This window comes from Brooklawnia cerclae, from assembly GCF_011758645.1.
Classification (GTDB): Bacteria; Actinomycetota; Actinomycetes; order Propionibacteriales; family Propionibacteriaceae; genus Brooklawnia; species Brooklawnia cerclae.
Genome location: NZ_JAAMOZ010000001.1, coordinates 661,233 through 678,031 on the forward strand (window position 1 = coordinate 661,233; position 16,799 = coordinate 678,031).

The following is a 16,799-nucleotide window of genomic DNA, read 5'->3' on the forward strand; positions in this document are numbered from 1 at the left end:
GAGGAACTGTACATGGAGGCCAGCGGGATCCGGGGCATCATTCCGGCGATGGTAACGCCTTTCAATGAGGACGAGTCGATCAACGAAACTGAACTGCGAGCGCATGCGCGACGAATGGTCGCGGCCGGGGCACACGGTGTGTTCGCAGGTGGCACGAACGGCGAGTTCTATGCGATGACCGATCAGGAACGAACGCGCGTGCTGGAGATCGTCATCGATGAGGTCGGCGAAGCCGTTCCGGTCTATGCGGGTACCGGAGGCGTCACGACGTCGCAGGCGATCTCGCTGTCGAAGGGTGCGCAAGCCGCAGGAGCATCGGCGATATCGGTCATCACCCCGTACTTCGCTGCTGCTTCCCAACAGGAACTCATCAGGCATTTCACAGCTGTGGCCGATGCCGTGACGCTCCCGGTCATCTGCTACAACATCCCCGCTCGCACAGGTAATGTCATCGCCCCTGCCACGCTGGAGAAGCTGGCCGAGGTGCCGAACATCGTGGGGGTCAAGGACTCGTCCGGGAACTTCGACAACCTGCTGCAGTATCTGGCCTGCGTCGCGGGCCGCGACTTCGCAGTCCTGTGCGGAAGCGACTCGCTGATCCTGTGGGCTCTGTTGGCCGGTGCGGCTGGTTCCATCACGGGGGTGGCGAACGTCTACCCCGAGACGATGGTGGGGATCTACGAGGCTTGGAGGAGCGGGGACATCGCTCATGCCAAGCAGTTGCAGGACTCCATCCGCGCGTTCCGGAGTGTCTTTCGACACGGTAATCCCAACACTGTCGTGAAGCTCGCGACGAACCTTCTCGGGCGCCCGGTGGGGCTCTGCCGCGCACCCTTCAACTCCTTGTCCGAGACCGGGCTGGAGGAACTGCGCAGCGTGCTCGCGGAGGGTGCCGTCAACGGTATGAAGTAGGACGTGCGCCCCGGGCCCGGCTTGACTGCCGTGCCAGACTGGTTCGGTGACCCAGCCCGACGCCGCCCCCGCACCCGAGCGGGGCGGCCGGAGCACGGCCCTCACCATCGCATTGCTCGGCGGCGCCTGTGTGACCGCTTTCGAGGCTTACGGGACGCTCACCGCGATGCCTGCCGCAGCCGAGGATCTCGGCAGCCTCGAGCTCTATGCCTGGGCGTTCACGGCCTTCCTGATGGCCCAGGTGCTGGCCATCGTCCTGGCGGGACGGTGGGTCGACCGGATGGGGCCCGTCATTCCCCTCGGCGTCGGGTCAGGCATCTTCGTACTCGGGCTCGTGGCTGCGGGGGCCGCTCCCAGCATGGAGTGGCTGCTGGCCGCGAGGTTCCTGCAGGGCTTCGGCGGCGGGGCGCTGAACCTGTCCTTCATGGTCGTTGTCGCCCAGGCCTACGGCGCCCGCGAGCGGGCGAGCCTCATGAGCGTCCTGTCGTTCTGCTGGGTGCTGCCGAGTTTCATCGGCCCTCCGGTGTCGGCATGGATCACCACCCAGTTCAGCTGGCACTGGGTGTTCTGGGGTGTGGCGCCGGTCATGGTCGTCATCATGCTCATCGGTTACGCGCCGCTTCGTGAGCTCAACGCACGTCACATCCAACCGGAGGCGCCGACCGACCCGGTCCCCGTATGGGCAGCAGTCGCGGGTGCCGTCGGCGCCGCTCTCATCCAGTTGGCCGGTCAGCGGCTCGACTGGCTCGGGCTGATCGCAGGGGTGTGCGGCGTCGTGGCTCTGCTGGCCGGGCTACCGCGGCTCATGCCGAGCGGGTTCATCCGCTTCGCCACGGGACTGCCCTCGGTGATGGCGGCTCGTGGTCTGGCATGTGGCGCCTTCTTCGCCTCCGAGAGCTTCGCGCCCCTGCTGCTCACCGACGTCTACGCGTTCGACCTGAGCCAGGCCGGCCTGTTCCTGGCGCTGGGAGCCACCGGGTGGACGATCGGATCGGTGGTCCAGGCACAACGCTGGCTCCGGCTGCGCCGCGATCAGATCATCGCCCTGGGTGCGGTCGCCGTGGGTGCCGGCGCCGGGATCATGGGTCTGGGTGCGTGGCTCACCCTGCACTGGATCGTCACGGCCGTCGGTTTCACGACCGCAGGGCTCGGCATGGGCCTTCTGGTGAGCAGCACCTCCCTGGCGAACATGCAGGTCAGCGAGCCACACCAGATCGGGCGCAACACCTCGTCCCTGCAGGTGGCAGAAGGTCTGGGCAACAGTGTGGTCACCGGCATCGCGGGCTCGATCTTCGCGGCGCTGCACACGCGCCTGGACGCGTCCGGTACCTTCACACCGATCTACCTGATGACCGCGCTGATGGGTGCCCTGGCGTTCGTCATGGCCCTGCGCGTCGGCCCGGTGCGCAACGAGTCAGCTGGAGTCGGCTGAGCCGGCGGTCAGGTCAGGTACCTGATCGTCAGGACCAGCGCGAGCAGGAAGACGGCCGTCAACCCGATCCCGACCGCGACGTAGAAGCTGACCGGCCGCCGTTCCTTCGGCTCGGCCACGGTGTACTTGCCTTCGCCGAGGTACTTGTCGAGCATCTGCTGGGGGGTCTCGTCCCGGGGGACGACCGAACTCGTCCGGCCCAGCGAGTAGTAGCTGCCCGCCGAGGACGGGGAGGGCGGCACCATCGAACCCCAGCCGGTGCCGGGCGGCGCGATCGGGGGTGGGGCCGAACGCCATGACAACGCCTCGGGTGAGCCGCCGGACAGAGGGGGTGGGGCCAGGGGCCTCGTCCCCCCGAACGGGGCCCAGGACGCACCGGTGGCAGTCACGTCCATTCCCTCGGGACGAGGCGCATAGGTGTCGCCGCCCGGCAGCACGTCGGCGATGGCGTCGAAGACGGTGGCGAGTTCCAGTGCCGACTGCGGCCGTTGCTGTGGATCGGGGGACAGGGCCATCGCCATGACCTCGTCCAGCACCGGGGGTGCCCCCAGCGTGTCGGCGATCGGTGTGACCCCCACGGACCAGTCGCGGACGAGCAGGTCGTTGAGCGTCTTGATGGGGAACGGCGGATGCCCGGTGAGCAGGGAATAGGCCACCGCTGCCAGCGAGTAGACGTCGACCCGCTGGTCGAGCCACCCTCCGGTCGCCTGCTCGTAGGCCATGTAGGCCGGGGTGCCGGCCGTCATCGTCCCCTCCTGGGGCTCGGTCAACGACTTGGCCACGCCGAGGTCGGCCAGCATCACCCGTACCCCCTGCTTCGAGTACTGCAGCAGGATGTTCCCGGGCGTGATGTCGCGGTGGATGACGTTGTGACGGTGAAGCACCTCGACCCCGCGGGCGGCCTCGGCGGTGAGCCGGAGGGCACGCCCGGGGGCGGTCGGCTGACGCCGCAACTGCTCCAGCGAGCCCGCGTCGGCGTAGTCCATGACGAAGTAGGGCTGGTCGCCGGCCGTCGTCCCGATGTCGTGCACGGGGACGATGCGCTCGTCGTGGAACCGGCGCAGCAGCCTCGCCTCGGCCAGGAATCTGTTGCGGACGTCCGGATTCGCCGACCAGTTCTCGGCCAGCACCTTGATCGCGACGGGCACGTCGAGGATGGGGTCGCGGCCCTTGAAGACGGTCGCGAAGGAGCCCACGCCGATGCGCGCCCCCACCTGATACCGACCGATCGTCTCCATCACGCCAATCATGGACAATCTTCGCAGCCGGGGCCAGTCGGTGCCCACCATGGACGACTCTCGGACGCATCCGTGCGACCGACCGCTGCCGAGCGCTGTGGAATGCTGGTCGTATGACTCCGAGTGCTCCGACGACGCCGACGGGTGCGCCGGCCCCACCGATGAACCCGCCGCTCGCCTCGTGGTGGCCCAGGGTCCGGGCAGCCGTCATGGACGCCGTGCCGGCGGTGCTTGGCCTCGGAGTGGTGGGGCTCTTCTTCTACGACAGCCTGCTCGACGGGCTGCGCCTGTGGCGCAACGCCGGCAGCACGAACCTGTTCTCGTCCCAGTTCGGTCTGCTCCGCCCGACGCTGACGGTGGCCGCGATCACGGTGGCATGCGTCCTGCTGGTGACCAGCATCCTGGTGACATGGAAGGGCGGGACGCTGGGCATGCTCACGGTGGGGCTGAGAGTCGTCCCCACCGGCAGGCCATGGGCGGGGCGCGTCCCGTTCCGGACGGCCTTCGTGCGCACGCTCGCCTACGTGATCGCGTGCCTGATCCCGGTGCTGGCGCTCATAGGTCTCGTGCTCGTCATCGTGATGCCGCGGCGCCAGGCCGTCCACGATCTCGTCGCGCGCACCCAGGTGATCACCGTCTGGTGACCCGCCTGCGATGCGCGTGCGACACGGCCGTGTGGAATGCTGGATGCCGTGAGCTACCCTGACCAGTCCCCGCAGACGCAACCGATGGCCGGTTGGTACCCGGATCCCGCCGTCCCCGGTCAGGAACGATATTGGGACGGCAGGGCGTGGACCTACCACGTGCGGGCGATTCCGCAGCCGATGCCGGTGGGCCCGCAGACCGGATACCGTCCCGGGCCCCTCTACGGCCCCGCGACCGCCGACGGGGTGCCGCTCGCCGGCTGGTGGTCGCGGGTGGCGGCGCTGCTCATCGACAGCCTCGTCGTGGGCGTGATCGCCGGCATCGTCACGATCCCGTTCACCTCCAACCTGGTCACGGGATTCGAGGCATGGTTCGACGACGCGATGCGTGCGGCGAACAGCGGGGGCGTCATGCCCGACTACACCGACTCGAGCTACGGCATCATGCGGCCCTACTGGGCGATCTACCTGATCAGCCTGGCACTCCAGTTCTGCTACTCGGTCTCGCTGCAGGTGCTGAAGGGCGGCACCCTGGGTATGCTCGCGCTCGGGCTGCGCGTCGTCCCCCTGGAACGCGGCCAGGAACACCGCGGGCTGGCACTCGGCACGAGCCTGCTGCGCAACGCGGCCTACGCGGTGCTGTCCGCGATCAACATCGTCGTCCTCGTCAACTATCTCGCACCGCTGTTCAACCGCAGGCGCCAGACCTTCCACGACATGATCGCCAGGACTCAGGTCGTTCGGATCCGTTGATCCCTCACTTGGGGCGATAGGGTTGGGCTGGTCATCGTGAGCAGCTCGAGAAGGAACCCGCATGGCAGTTCAGACGTCGCTGGCCGCCCTTGCCGACATGCTCGGAGTGGCCACCGAGTTCTGGGACTGGAAAGGCACCCACACCGTCGTCTCGGAGGACACGATCGTCCGTGTGCTCAAGGCGATGGGGGTGGACGCGTCCACTCCCGAGAAGGTGGCCGACGCGATCGCCGAGGTGCAGCTGAAACCCTGGCGCCGGAGCCTGCCACCCGTGGTGGTCGTCCCGGTGGGCACGCAGACCCACGTCGAGGCCCACATCGTCCATGGGCATCCCGCGGAGGTGCGCCTTCGCCTGGAGACCGGCGAGGTGCGCTACCTGGGACAACGCGAACACCTGGTCCCGCCACGCGAGGTGGACGGTGTGCTCACGGGGGAGGCCAGCTTCCAGATTCCCGCGGATCTGCCGACCGGGTACCACAGGCTGGAACTGGTCTCGGACGATCGCCAGGCCGACTCCACCCTCATCGTGACCCCGCGGCACCTCGGCATGCCCCAGCGGCTCGGCAGCCGGCGCCTGTGGGGCTACGGCGCCCAGCTGTACAGCGTCCGGTCGCGGCATTCGTGGGGAATCGGCGACCTGTGCGACCTGTCTGACCTCGTCGTGTGGTCGGCCACCCAGCAATATGCCCACTACGTGCTCATCAACCCCCTGCACGCCGCCCAGCCGGTCGCACCGATGGACGTGTCTCCCTACCTGCCCAGCTCACGGCTGTTCCTCAACCCCATGTACATCCGCCCCGAGGCCGTGGGCGAGTACGCGGTGGTCGATCAGCAGGTCCGTGACCGGATCGCCGACCTGCGGGCGAACCTGACCGAGCAGCTGGCAGGGGAGGAGTACCTGCAGCGGGACGCCGCCTGGGCCGCCAAGCGCGAGGCCCTGCGGCTCGTCTTCGCCGCGGGACTGCGTCCCGCCAGGTGGATGGCCTTCGACGACTTCCGGCGCAGACAGGGACGGCGGCTGCGCGACTTCGCCACCTGGTGCGCGTTGTGCGAGCACTACGGCAACGACTGGCGTGAGTGGGACGAGGCGCTCCAGCGGCCCAGTTCGCCGGAGGTCGACCGCCTGCACACCGAGCTGATCGACGACGTCACGTTCCACGAATGGTTGCAGTGGGTCGCCTGGGACCAGCTGAGCGATGCGCAACAGGCGGCGAGGGACGCGGGCATGCCGGTCGGTGTCGTCACCGACCTCGCGGTCGGGGTGAGCGGGGCATCCGCCGACACCTGGATGATGCGCGATCTGTATGCGCAGGGCATCGTCGTGGGGGCTCCGCCCGATGCCTACAACCAGGTGGGGCAGGACTGGGGCCAGCCGCCGTGGCGTCCCGACCGTCTCGCCGACACCGCCTACGCCCCCTTCCGGAGCATGCTGCAAAGCGCCCTCGGGCATGCGGGCGGCGTGCGGATCGACCACATCCTCGGCATGTTCCGGCTCTGGTGGATCCCGGAGGGCACGACCCCGCGCGACGGCACCTACGTGCGGTACGACCACGACGCGCTGATCGGCATCATCATGCTCGAGGCGCAGCGGGCCGACGCCTTCGTCATCGGGGAGGATCTCGGCACCGTCGAGCCGTGGGTGCGGGGTTACCTGGCCGAGCGCGGAATCCTCGGCACCTCCGTGCTGTGGTTCGAGTACGGGGACGACGGCCAGCCCGTTCCCCCGGAGAACTGGCGGGAGGCCGCGATGGGGTCGGTGGTCACCCATGACCTGCCGCCGTCCGCGGGGTTCCTCGCCAAGGACCACGTGAAGCTGCGGGGATCGCTCGGGCTGCTGACCGAATCGCTCGACGAGGAGATGGCCCAGGCCGACCGTGAGCTCGCCATGTGGTCGCAGCGCCTGCGCGAGCGGGGGCTCCTGGCCGACGACGGCGACGACCCGGTCGAGACCGAGGTGCTCGGGCTGTACCGGTATCTGATGTCGACGCGCGCGCGAGTGCTCAACGTCGCGCTCGTGGACGCGGTGGGCGATCGTCGCGTCCAGAACCAGCCCGGCACCTGGAAGCAGTACCCGAACTGGCAGATCCCGTTGTCGGGCCCCGACGGCCGCCCGGTGCTGCTGGAGGAGATCTACCAGCTGGAGCGTCCCATGAGGCTGGCGGCGGTGATGAACGGGTTCAGCAGGGCACCGGGCCCGTGGCGTCCACCGAGGCGCGGCACCCGGGCCTGACGGGCGAGTAGCCGTGGGGGCGAGGCCTCACAGTGTGACCTGGATCCCGGCGTTCTGTAACTCCTCGACCACCTGGGGCACCCGCGTGGGGTCGACCGCGGCCGACAGCCCGAGCATCACGGTCGTGTGGTAGCCGTGGCCGGACGCGTCCAGCGCGGTGGCCCGGACGCAGTGGTCGGTGGCCAGCCCGCAGACGTCCACCTGGCCGACGCCGTGCCTGGTCAGCCATTCGTCCAGCGGGACCCCGCCGGCCTCGCCGCCGACGGTTCCCTCGAAACCCGAGTAGGCGGCGGTGAACGCGCCCTTGTCGAAGACCGCGTCGAAGGTGGTGTCGTGCAACGCGGGGTTCAACTCGGCGCCGGGGGTGCCGACGACGCAATGGGGTGGCCAGGAGTCGACGTAGTCGGGTGTGTCCGAGAAATGCGATCCCGGCGAGACGTGGTGGTCGCGCGTGGCGACGACGTAGTCGTAGCCGTGAGCCCGGGCGAGATCGGAGTCGGGGCCGAGCCACTCGGCGATGGCCGAGGCGACTGCGTTGCCGCCCCGGACGGCCAGCGAGCCCCCCTCGCAGAAGTCGTTCTGGACGTCGACGACAATGAGTGCGGAAGTCATGGGTGCCTCACAGGTTGGCCGGCGGTTTGCCCGCCACGTACACGTTGTCGACGGGGCGGCCGGTCTCGTCCACGAAGACGGTCGGGATGGCCTGCTCCGCCCTGCTGATCTTGCGCCCGGGCAGCGGCAGTTCCGCGATCGCCCGCTCGTGACGCGCCCGCGCCTCGCTGAGGGGCTCGGTACCGACGATCTGGCCGTCGCGCACGAGATCGACCATGACCATGCGGTCGTTGCTGTCGGAGCGCGGGGTGACACCCACGCCGATCACCTCGGCCGTGGCGATGCCGTCGTCCCCGATCTCGCGCAGGACGAACTTCTGCCCGCCGATCGTCGACTTGTCCTTCGACTTCTTCGACACGGGCGATTGTGGGGCCGACCTGTCGTCCGAGTCGGCCCGGCTGACCATCTTGTAGACCATGCCGCAGGTCGGATGCCCGGACCCCGTCACGACGGACGTGCCGACCCCGAACCCGTCGACCGGTGCGCCGCGCAGGGCCGCGATCTGGTATTCGTCCAGGTCGTTGGTGACGATGATGCGCGTGCTGGTCGCCCCGAGCGAGTCAAGAAGCTTGCGGACGCGCCGTACCTCGGTCGACAGGTCACCGGAGTCGATGCGGATGGCGCCCAGACGACCCTCGGTGAGGCGCACGGCCGTGCGGATCGCCTCGTCCACGTCGTAGGTGTCGACGAGCAACGTCGTCGATTCGCCCTGTGCGGCGAGCTGCGCCCGGAACGCCTCCTCCTCGGTGTCGAACAGCATGGTGAAGGCATGGGCCGCCGTGCCGCTCACGGGGATGCCCCAGCTGCGTCCGGCCTCCAGACACGCGCTGGAGCCGAATCCGGCGATCCACGCCGCTCGTGCCGAGGCGACCGACGCCTGCTCGTGGGTGCGGCGCCCGCCCATCTCGATGATGGGGCGCCCCTCGGCGGCCAGGGTCATGCGCGAGGCGGCCGAGGCCACCGCGGAGTCATGGTTGAAGATCGACAGCAGCAGCGTCTCCAACAGCACGACCTCGGCGAAGCTGCCCTCCACGACCATGATCGGGGACCCGGAGAAGAACAGATCGCCCTCGGCGTAGCCGCGGATGTTCCCGCTGAACCGGTAGTCGGCGAGCCAGGCACCGAGTTCGGGGTCCGTGATGCCGTTGGCGCGCAGGAAGGCGAGCTCCTCGTCCCCGAAACGGAAGGCGCGCAGGGCCTCCAGGGCGCGTCCCGTGCCTGCCACGACGCCGTAGCTGCGACCCGGGGGGAGACGGCGGGGGAACAGTTCGAAGGTGCACCTGCGGAAGGCTGTCCCGGCATGCATGGCGGCCTTGATCATGGTCAGCTCGTACATGTCGGTCAGCAGAGCCGTTGACGTCATGTGCGCAAGCCTAGGCCCAACTCGACGCTGGCGTCGGGTCGCTTGCACGCGTGCGCCACAATGGGCTCATGGCCAGCGAACCGATTTCCGTGCATCCTGCGGGCGGCACGGCCATCGACGATCGGCCTGCCCAGGACGCGCTGACCAGCAAGCCCTGGGTGACGATCGTGTGGGACGATCCGGTCAACCTGATGAGCTATGTCACACACGTCTTCAGCACGTATTTCAACTATCCGCGGTCGCGTGCCGAGCGCCTGATGATGCAGGTGCACATGGAGGGCCGTGCGGTCGTCAGCTCCGGGGGGCGAGAGGCGATGGAACGCGATGTACAGGCGATGCACGGCTATGGGCTGTGGGCGACCCTGGAACAGGCGGGTTGATCGCGGTGCGAGCGTTCCGCCGGCATCGGGCCATGGTCTCGTGCGAGTTCGAGGAGGCCGAGGTCGAGCTTCTGCGAGGGCTCCTCGGACAGTTGGTCGAGTTGCTGCTGGACGATGCGGGCGGGCACTTCGGCCCCGGTACACAACGGGTCGCTCCGCTGCCCGACGATGACGACATCTTCGCCCGTCTCGAGCACGAGATGACCGGTGACAACCAGGACATCGGCGATGTCGCCCCGCACCTGGATCCCGTCCTGCAGAGGCTGTTCCCCGATGCCTACCCGGGCGATCCGGTGGCCAGTCATGAGTTTCACCGTTTCACCCAGACCGCCCAGCGCGACGACAAGGTCGTCGCGGCGCAGGTGGTCATGGCCGATCTGGACCAGTGCGACTCGGGACACTGCGTCGTGCCCGACGACCACACGGATGCGTGGCTGAAGAGCCTCACGAACGTGCGCCTCGCCCTGGCCGTGCGTCTCGGCATCGAGTGCGCGGAGGACGCGGAGGATCTGTCGGAGCTGCCGGACGACAACCCGCGCACCTGGGTGTTCTCGATCTACGAGTGGTTGGGCTGGGTGCAGGAGTCGCTGCTCGCGGCCCGGGACTGACCCCGCGCGTTCGGGCCGGGTCTCGGCGTCGGGGCTACAGTTGGCGCGTGACTCATGCGTCCCAGCCTCCCGAGGCGAACGTCGATGCCCCGATCGGTATCTTCGACTCCGGGTTCGGCGGCCTCACGGTCGCCCGAGCGATCGTCGACCTGCTGCCGAACGAGGACGTCGTCTACCTGGGCGACACCGCGCGTGCCCCGTACGGGCCCCGACCGATCGCCGACGTGCGGCGGTACACGCTGGAGGGGCTCGACTGGCTGGTCGACCAGGGTGTGAAGGCCTTGGTCATCGCGTGCAACACCGGGTCGTCCGCCGCATTGCGCGATGCCCGGGAGCGCTACTCGCTGCCGATCGTCGAGGTGATCCTGCCGGCGGCACGCAAGGCTGCCGCGATCACGCGCGACAGGCAGGTCGGGGTCATCTGCACGCAGGCCACCGCGACGTCGCGCAGCTACAACGACGCGATGGCGGTCTCGGGGGTGAGCCTGCTGACCCGCGTCTGCCCGCGCTTCGTGGAGTTCGTCGAACAGGGCGTCACGTCGGGGGACGAGTTGATGGCCGTCGCGGACTCCTACCTCCGGCCGCTGCGTGAGCGCGGCGTCGACACGCTCATCCTGGGTTGCACGCACTACCCGCTGCTGTCGGGGGTCATCAGCTATCTCATGGGCGAGGACGTGACGCTGGTCAGCAGCGCGGACGAATGCGCCCGCGCTGCTTTCGCGATGCTCACGAGGCTGGAACTGCTGCGCGGTGACGCGCACGAGGCGACCCGTGCGTTCGTCACCACCGGTAACCCCGAACGCTTCGAGGGCCTGGGCCGCCGCCTCATGGGCGGGTTCGTCAGCGGCGTCCAGCAGGTGCGGTTGACCAGGACTCCCACTCCGGCCTGACGGCCGGTGACCCGGTGGGCGCCACGTGCCAATCCTGTCGTGGCACCCACCGGATGTCTTGATCGCGCCCTCAGGCGTGCACCGTCGCGCGCTGGCCCGCGGTCGCCCGGTCGGCGACGACCTCGAGCACATGCACGTACGTCTTGCCCGTGGCACGCGTCATACCGATCTCGCAGGTGCGGTTGCACGAGAGATACAGCTGGGCGTCCAGTTTGGCCACTGAGGCGGCCTCGTCCCGCGTCGAACTCGCGGTGAGTTCGGGGTGCAGCAGGCCGCGGTCACCGGCGAAAGCGCAGCAGCGCAGCCCGTCGGGGACGACGACCTGGTCGGCCACGAGCCCGGCCAGCATGATGAGCGCCTCGTTGACGCCCATCCGGGTGCTGGAGCACGTCGGGTGGACGACGGCGAGCCGGTCCTTGTGCAACTCGGGCAGCCGTGGGGCGACGAACTCGGCGGCCCACGTGGTGGCGTCGATCACCCGGATGTCGTCGACGCCGGCCTTGTGGAGTGCGATCGCGGTTCCTTCGGAGCAGCTGACGTTGTCGCAGATCACCGGGAGCCGGCCATTGTCGCTCGCCCGTCCCAGCACCTCGGCCAGACGGTGGCCCATGATGTCGCCGCCCTTGTGCAGGCCCTTGGACTTCCAGGGGGTCGCGCAACACAGCCCGCCGATGCCCTCGGGCACCTCGACCTGGTAGCCGACGAGGTCCGCGAGCTTCAGCACGGCCTCCCGGACGCCCGAGCCGTGCTCGTAGCCGGTGCCGAACATCGATCCGACGCAGGCGGGCATGAAGACGGCCTGCGGTGTTGCGGCGGGGCGCGGTTTGCGGATGGGTCCGCCACCGGGGAGCTCTGCCGACAACGTCGGGATCACGTCCTTGCTGCCGATCGCTCTGGCTGCGCCCAGCACCCCGCGGACGAGCGGGTTCGGCACGTGGTCGACGACGGTCATGCCCGCCGAGGCGATGTGTAGGACGCCGGACCAGTGCTCGGCGGCGAACGCCCATCCGGAGTCCAGTGCACCCGGCGCGCGCTCGGCGCGCAGGTCGCGGATGAGGTCACCGGTGTTGATCTTCACCGGGCAGGCCGTCTGGCACATCCCGTCGACAGCACAGGTCTGGACGACCGAGTAGGTCTCCTGCTCGTACAACTGCTTGGCGAGTTCCTGATCGCCGGACGCCTGCGCCGCCGCGATGGCACGCTGCACGACGATGCGCTGGCGTGGTGTCGTCGTCAGATGCTGGCTCGGGCAGACGGGCTCGCAGTAGCCGCACTCGACACAGTCGTCGATCACCGGGCGCACCGGGACGGTCTTCTTGATGTTCTTCAGGTGGAGCTTCGGGTCCTCGGTGAGCACGGCCCCCGGGTTGAGGCTGACCGTGGGATCACACGCCCGCTTCACCTGCCACATGGCGTCGTAGAGCTCGTCGCCGTACTGGCGGTGGACGAAAGGCGCCATGATGCGTCCGGTGCCGTGTTCGGCCTTGAGGGTGCCCTGCTTGCCGAGCACGAGCTGCACCATGTCCTCGGTGAAGTCCTCGTAGCGCTTCATCGACTCGGGGCCGGCGAAGTCCTCGGTGACCAGGAAGTGGATGTTGCCGTTCTTCGCATGGCCGAAGATGACGGCGTCCTTGTAGTGGTGGCGGTCGAACAGCACCTGCAACTCGCTGCAGACGTTGCCGAGACGCTCCATGGGCACCGCGATGTCCTCGAGCAGCGCCGCCGTGCCCTTGGGCCGGTTGCGGGCCACCTTCGTGTACAGGCCTTGGCGCATCGTCCACATCTCCGTGCGCCGCTTCGGGTCCTGGGTCATCTCGGGATCCGAGTAGAGGTCGAAGTCGCCGAAGTGTGCCAGGCCCTCCTTCGACCTCTCGGCGAGTTCCTCGTCGGTGTCGCCCTGGTACTCGACGAGCAGGGACGCCTGCCCCTTGACCTCCATGCCCTTCGGCAGCACCGACTCGGCTTCCTTGCCCATGGCGAGGATGGCCGCGGAGTCGACGAGCTCGACCACGTCGGCGCCGCTGTTGACCAGCGTGGGCAGCGCGTCCGTCGCGGCGTCGAGCGAGTTGAACAGGAGGAAGCCCGTGGCGGTCTTGGGATGCACGGGCACGGTGCGGAAGTATGCCTCGGCGATGAAGCCGAGCGTGCCCTCGCTGCCGACCAGCAGGTGCTCGAGGATCTTCACGGGCTGGTCGAAGTCGACGAACGAGTTCATGCCGTAGCCCATGGTGTTCTTGATCGCCCAGCGGCGCTCGATGTCGGCGCGCATCTCGGGACGGCGCAACTGGTCGCGCAGGGTCTCGAGCACCTCGACCAGCGCGGGCTCGTCGGCACGCAGCCTGGCGTCCGCGTCCGGCGCCCCGGTGTCGACCACGGTCCCGCTGGGCAGGACGACGGTCATCGACTCGATCGTCCGGTAGGTGTTCGCGGTGGTGCCGCAGGTCATGCCGGACGAGTTGTTGGCGATCATCCCACCGATGGTGCAGGCGATCTCGCTGGCGGGGTCGGGGCCGAGCTTGGTGCGATGGCGTGCCAGCTGCGCGTTCACCTGGCGGACCGTCGCGCCGGGCTGGACGCGGACGCGGGCGCCGTTGTCGAGCACCTCGATGTCGCGGAAGTGGCGGCGCACGTCCAGGGTCAATCCCTCGGACAGCGCTTGCCCGGACAGGCTGCTTCCGCCTGCCCGCATCGTCAGGGGCCAGCCCGCGTTGACGGCGATGGCCATGGCCGTCGCCACCTGGGCTGCCGTGCGCGGCCGGGCCAGTGCCTGCGGCGTCGCGAGGTAGTGGGACGCGTCGATGGCGACGGCGACCCGGTCGAGCACCCGGGTGGTCACCTCGACGTCGTCCCCCAGGGCCCGGGCGAGTCGCTCGACGACATCGGTCCGTACGTCGGATATGGCTGCGCGCGAACTGAGGACGGTCATGTGTGGTCTCCATTCGACGGTGAACGAGAACCGCTGGCCCGAGTGGGCCGCGCTGATTGGTTAGACCATACAACTCTGGCGGATACCCCGCCAGACTCGGGTGCGGTCTCGCCTGAGTTGGGTGCTACTGGTGTATCACGTGCCGCCTTGCCCTCCATGGGCAGGATGGCATAAGCCGTCCGGATGTGTTCCTCGATGAGGTCGGCAGCGCGGGCCTCGTCGCCTTGCGCGATCGCCTCGAAGACGCGCCGGTGCTGGCGGATGAGGTCGCGGCGGAAGGCCTGCCAGTCGTCCATGTGCTCGCTGGCGATGTGGATGGGCCGGGCCAGGGACTCGCGTACCGCCGAGGTCAGTACGGTCACCATCTCGTTGTCGGCGATCTCCGCGATGGTGATGTGGTAGGCGGTGTCGAGCCCGTTGAACTCGTCCAGTTCCATGTGGGGAGCCTCCATCCGCGCCAGCATGTCGCCTAGCCTGGCCAGGCTCTCGGCGTCCGCGTGCCTGGCCGCGAGCTGCACGTTGAACCGCTCCAGCATGACGCGGGCCTCGACGACCTCGTCCACGGGGAACTCGGAGAGGGCCACGTGCATGCGCAGGAGTTTGCGCAGGGCGCGCTCGTGCTGGCCGGTGATCCGGTTGCCGCTCCCCGGGCCCGCGCCGACCCGCGAGGTCACCAGTCCTTGCGCCGCCAGCGTGCGGATGGCCTCGCGGACGGCGGTTCTGCTCACCCCGAGCTGGGCCGCGAGTTCGCGCTCGGGCGGCAGGGACGAGCCCACGGTGAGCTCGCCGGCGAGAATCTGCCGCTCGATGTGGCGCAGGACCACCTCGTATGCCTTCACTCATCACTCCCTCGGGACGTGCGGCGCCGCCCGGCCTTATCGGCGCCCATTTCGTTGACATCAGACTATGCCTGCACCTTTGGTCGGACCCCTCCCCCCGCTGCGCCGACGCCCGGTGATAACCTCGCCGCAGCTGGCCGCTATTACCGGCTTGACTCGGCCACGAGTCGACCAAGGGCCTGCGCCGCCCTTGACAATGGTCTGACCACAGGTCAACGATGGTCTGCGTCAGCCATCCTGCGAACAATGGAGTTTCCTCGATGCAATTCCAACCCGACATTGCGCCGATCAACGGTAACCTCACGCTTTCGGCCCTCGTAGCTCTTCTTCCCCTGCTCACGATCTTCTTCACCCTGGGCGTGCTGCGTTGGAAGGCCCACTGGGCCGGTCTGACCGCACTCGCCGTGGCGATCCTGGTGGCGATCTTCGCGTTCCAGATGCCCGCCGGTCTCGCGGTCCTTTCCGCCACCGAGGGTGCGGCCTTCGGCATCGTCCCGATCACCTGGATCGTGCTGTGCGCGATCTGGATGTACGAGTTGACCGTCGAATCCGGTCACTTCGAAGACCTCCGGTCGACCTTCCACGCCATCTCGGCCGATCCCCGCATCCTCGCGATCCTGATCGCCTTCTGCTTCGGCGGCCTCATGGAGGCCCTGGCAGGGTTCGGCGCGCCGGTGACCATCACCGGCGTCATGCTGATGTCGATCGGCTACCCGCCGCTGCGTGCGGCGATCACCGTGTTGCTGGCCAACACGGCACCTGTCGCGTTCGGCGCGATCGCGACCCCGATCATCACCGCGGGCAACCTGACCCACATCCCCTATCAGCAGGTGGGTGCCTACGTCGGCCATCAGACCCCGCTGCTCGCGTGGTTCGTTCCGCTCCTGCTCGTCCTGATCGTGGACGGCGTGCGCGGTCTCAAGGAGGTGTGGCCGGCGGCGCTGACCATCGGCGTCGCGTTCGCCCTGGCCCAGTGGATCAGCTCCACCTGGCTGTCGGTCGAGCTCACCGACATCATCGCCTCGCTGGTCGGCCTGGCCGCCGGTGTCATCATGATGAGGTTCTGGAAGCCCAAGGGCACGCAAGAAGCTGTCGAGCGGCTCACGGCGATGAAGACCAAGGAGGCCGAGGACGGCTATCACAGCACGACCGAGGTCGAGGTCAAGGAGGTTCAGACGGTCACCGGTGCGAAGGTCTGGATGGCGCTGTTCCCCTACGCCCTGGTCATCGTGATCTTCTCGGTCGCCAAGCTCGTCCCCGCGGTCAAGAACTGGCTGGCGTCCACGGACGTCAAGATCAACTGGCCGGGTATGTGGGACGGCGACCAGGCGCTGATCCTCACGAACGCCGGTGCCGCCAACAGCTCGACCATCTACAACTTCCAGTGGCTGAGCAATCCCGGCACCCTGCTGCTGATCACGGGTGTCATCGTGGGACTCGTCTACCGCATGAGCCCGTCGTTGATGGCGCGTGTGTTCGGGCGCCAGGTGTACAAGCTGCGCTGGACCTTCCTGACCATCGGTTCGGTGCTGGCGCTGGCCTACGTGATGAACCTGTCGGGCCAGACCATCACCGTCGGCACGTGGATCGCCGGCGCCGGTGCGGCCTTCGCCTTCCTGTCGCCCATCCTGGGCTGGATCGGCACCGCTGTGACCGGCTCCGACACATCGGCCAACGCGTTGTTCTCGACCCTGCAGCAGACCGCCGCCCAGAACATCGGCATCGATCCGACCCTGCTCGTCTCGGCCAACACCGCTGGTGGCGTGGTCGGCAAGATGATCAGTCCGCAGAACCTCGCGATCGCCGCGACTGCCGTCGGTCTGGTCGGCAAGGAGTCGGACATCCTCAGGAAGTCGGTCTGGTGGAGTCTCGGCCTGCTGGCCGTGTTGTGCCTGTTGGTCGGGCTCCAGTCGACGCCTGTGCTCTCGTGGATGTTGCCGGTGTTCAAGTGACCCGGTGAAACCGGACTGGA

14 protein-coding genes are annotated in these 16,799 nt (G+C 68.4%); 9 read left to right on the forward strand and 5 right to left on the reverse strand.

Features of this window, described 5'->3' with window-relative positions; translation table 11 throughout:
• The first annotated feature begins 12 nt into the window (after positions 1–12).
• Together dapA and FB473_RS03265 are read left to right on the forward strand one after the other, a co-directional pair.
• Entirely contained in the window at positions 13–912 is a 900-nt protein-coding gene (gene dapA / locus FB473_RS03260; protein ID WP_167164792.1) for a 4-hydroxy-tetrahydrodipicolinate synthase, read from the forward strand.
• Between the two features lie 46 nt (positions 913–958).
• Complete coding sequence (locus FB473_RS03265; protein ID WP_167164794.1) at positions 959–2,344, forward strand: MFS transporter; 1,386 nt, start codon at positions 959–961, stop codon at positions 2,342–2,344.
• Between the two features lie 8 nt (positions 2,345–2,352).
• Here the strand turns inward: FB473_RS03265 and FB473_RS03270 are convergent, their stop codons facing one another.
• Positions 2,353–3,582, reverse strand: coding sequence for a serine/threonine-protein kinase (locus tag FB473_RS03270; protein WP_167164796.1), 1,230 nt, complete (start codon positions 3,580–3,582; stop codon positions 2,353–2,355).
• A 113-nt stretch (positions 3,583–3,695) separates the two neighbouring features.
• Between FB473_RS03270 and FB473_RS03275 the strand changes: the two genes are divergently transcribed.
• The 3 genes from FB473_RS03275 to malQ all read left to right on the forward strand — a co-directional run bounded on the left by FB473_RS03275 (position 3,696) and on the right by malQ (position 7,209).
• Positions 3,696–4,226, forward strand: a complete 531-nt coding sequence (locus tag FB473_RS03275; RefSeq protein ID WP_167164798.1) for an RDD family protein — start codon at positions 3,696–3,698, stop codon at positions 4,224–4,226.
• 48 nt (positions 4,227–4,274) lie between these two features.
• A complete protein-coding gene (locus tag FB473_RS03280; protein WP_167164800.1) occupies positions 4,275–4,979 on the forward strand; it encodes an RDD family protein in 705 nt (234 codons plus the stop codon).
• Positions 4,980–5,040: 61 nt separating this feature from the next.
• On the forward strand, positions 5,041–7,209 hold the full coding sequence (gene malQ / locus FB473_RS03285; protein WP_167164802.1) for a 4-alpha-glucanotransferase: 2,169 nt from the start codon (positions 5,041–5,043) through the stop codon (positions 7,207–7,209).
• A 27-nt stretch (positions 7,210–7,236) separates the two neighbouring features.
• On the opposite strand, the gene FB473_RS03290 is transcribed toward malQ, so the two are convergent.
• Positions 7,237–7,821 carry an isochorismatase family protein gene (locus tag FB473_RS03290; RefSeq protein WP_167164804.1) on the reverse strand — a complete coding sequence of 195 codons (585 nt, stop codon included), beginning with the start codon at positions 7,819–7,821 and terminating at the stop codon, positions 7,237–7,239.
• A gap of 7 nt (positions 7,822–7,828) precedes the next feature.
• Positions 7,829–9,184 carry a nicotinate phosphoribosyltransferase gene (locus FB473_RS03295; RefSeq protein ID WP_167164806.1) on the reverse strand — a complete coding sequence of 452 codons (1,356 nt, stop codon included), beginning with the start codon at positions 9,182–9,184 and terminating at the stop codon, positions 7,829–7,831.
• A gap of 68 nt (positions 9,185–9,252) precedes the next feature.
• Between FB473_RS03295 and clpS the strand changes: the two genes are divergently transcribed.
• Genes clpS through murI form a run of 3 tightly spaced genes read left to right on the forward strand, consistent with a single transcriptional unit; the run spans position 9,253 to position 11,062 of the window.
• The gene (gene clpS / locus FB473_RS03300) at positions 9,253–9,564 is read left to right on the forward strand and encodes an ATP-dependent Clp protease adapter ClpS (RefSeq protein WP_167164808.1); all 312 of its coding nucleotides are present in this window, start codon (positions 9,253–9,255) and stop codon (positions 9,562–9,564) included.
• A gap of 5 nt (positions 9,565–9,569) precedes the next feature.
• A complete protein-coding gene (locus tag FB473_RS03305; protein WP_167164810.1) occupies positions 9,570–10,172 on the forward strand; it encodes a DUF2017 family protein in 603 nt (200 codons plus the stop codon).
• Positions 10,173–10,219: 47 nt separating this feature from the next.
• On the forward strand, positions 10,220–11,062 hold the full coding sequence (murI, locus tag FB473_RS03310) for a glutamate racemase (protein WP_167164811.1): 843 nt from the start codon (positions 10,220–10,222) through the stop codon (positions 11,060–11,062).
• A 70-nt stretch (positions 11,063–11,132) separates the two neighbouring features.
• On the opposite strand, the gene FB473_RS03315 is transcribed toward murI, so the two are convergent.
• Together FB473_RS03315 and FB473_RS03320 are read right to left on the reverse strand one after the other, a co-directional pair.
• Positions 11,133–13,988 (reverse strand): FAD-binding and (Fe-S)-binding domain-containing protein, encoded by a 2,856-nt coding sequence (locus FB473_RS03315; protein WP_167164813.1) that lies wholly within the window; start codon positions 13,986–13,988, stop codon positions 11,133–11,135.
• A complete protein-coding gene (locus FB473_RS03320; protein WP_167164815.1) occupies positions 13,985–14,827 on the reverse strand; it encodes an FCD domain-containing protein in 843 nt (280 codons plus the stop codon). The genes FB473_RS03315 and FB473_RS03320 overlap by 4 nt, the downstream gene beginning before the upstream one ends.
• A 260-nt stretch (positions 14,828–15,087) precedes the next feature.
• Between FB473_RS03320 and FB473_RS03325 the strand changes: the two genes are divergently transcribed.
• Complete coding sequence (locus tag FB473_RS03325; protein ID WP_167164817.1) at positions 15,088–16,779, forward strand: L-lactate permease; 1,692 nt, start codon at positions 15,088–15,090, stop codon at positions 16,777–16,779.
• Positions 16,780–16,799: the final 20 nt, after the last annotated feature.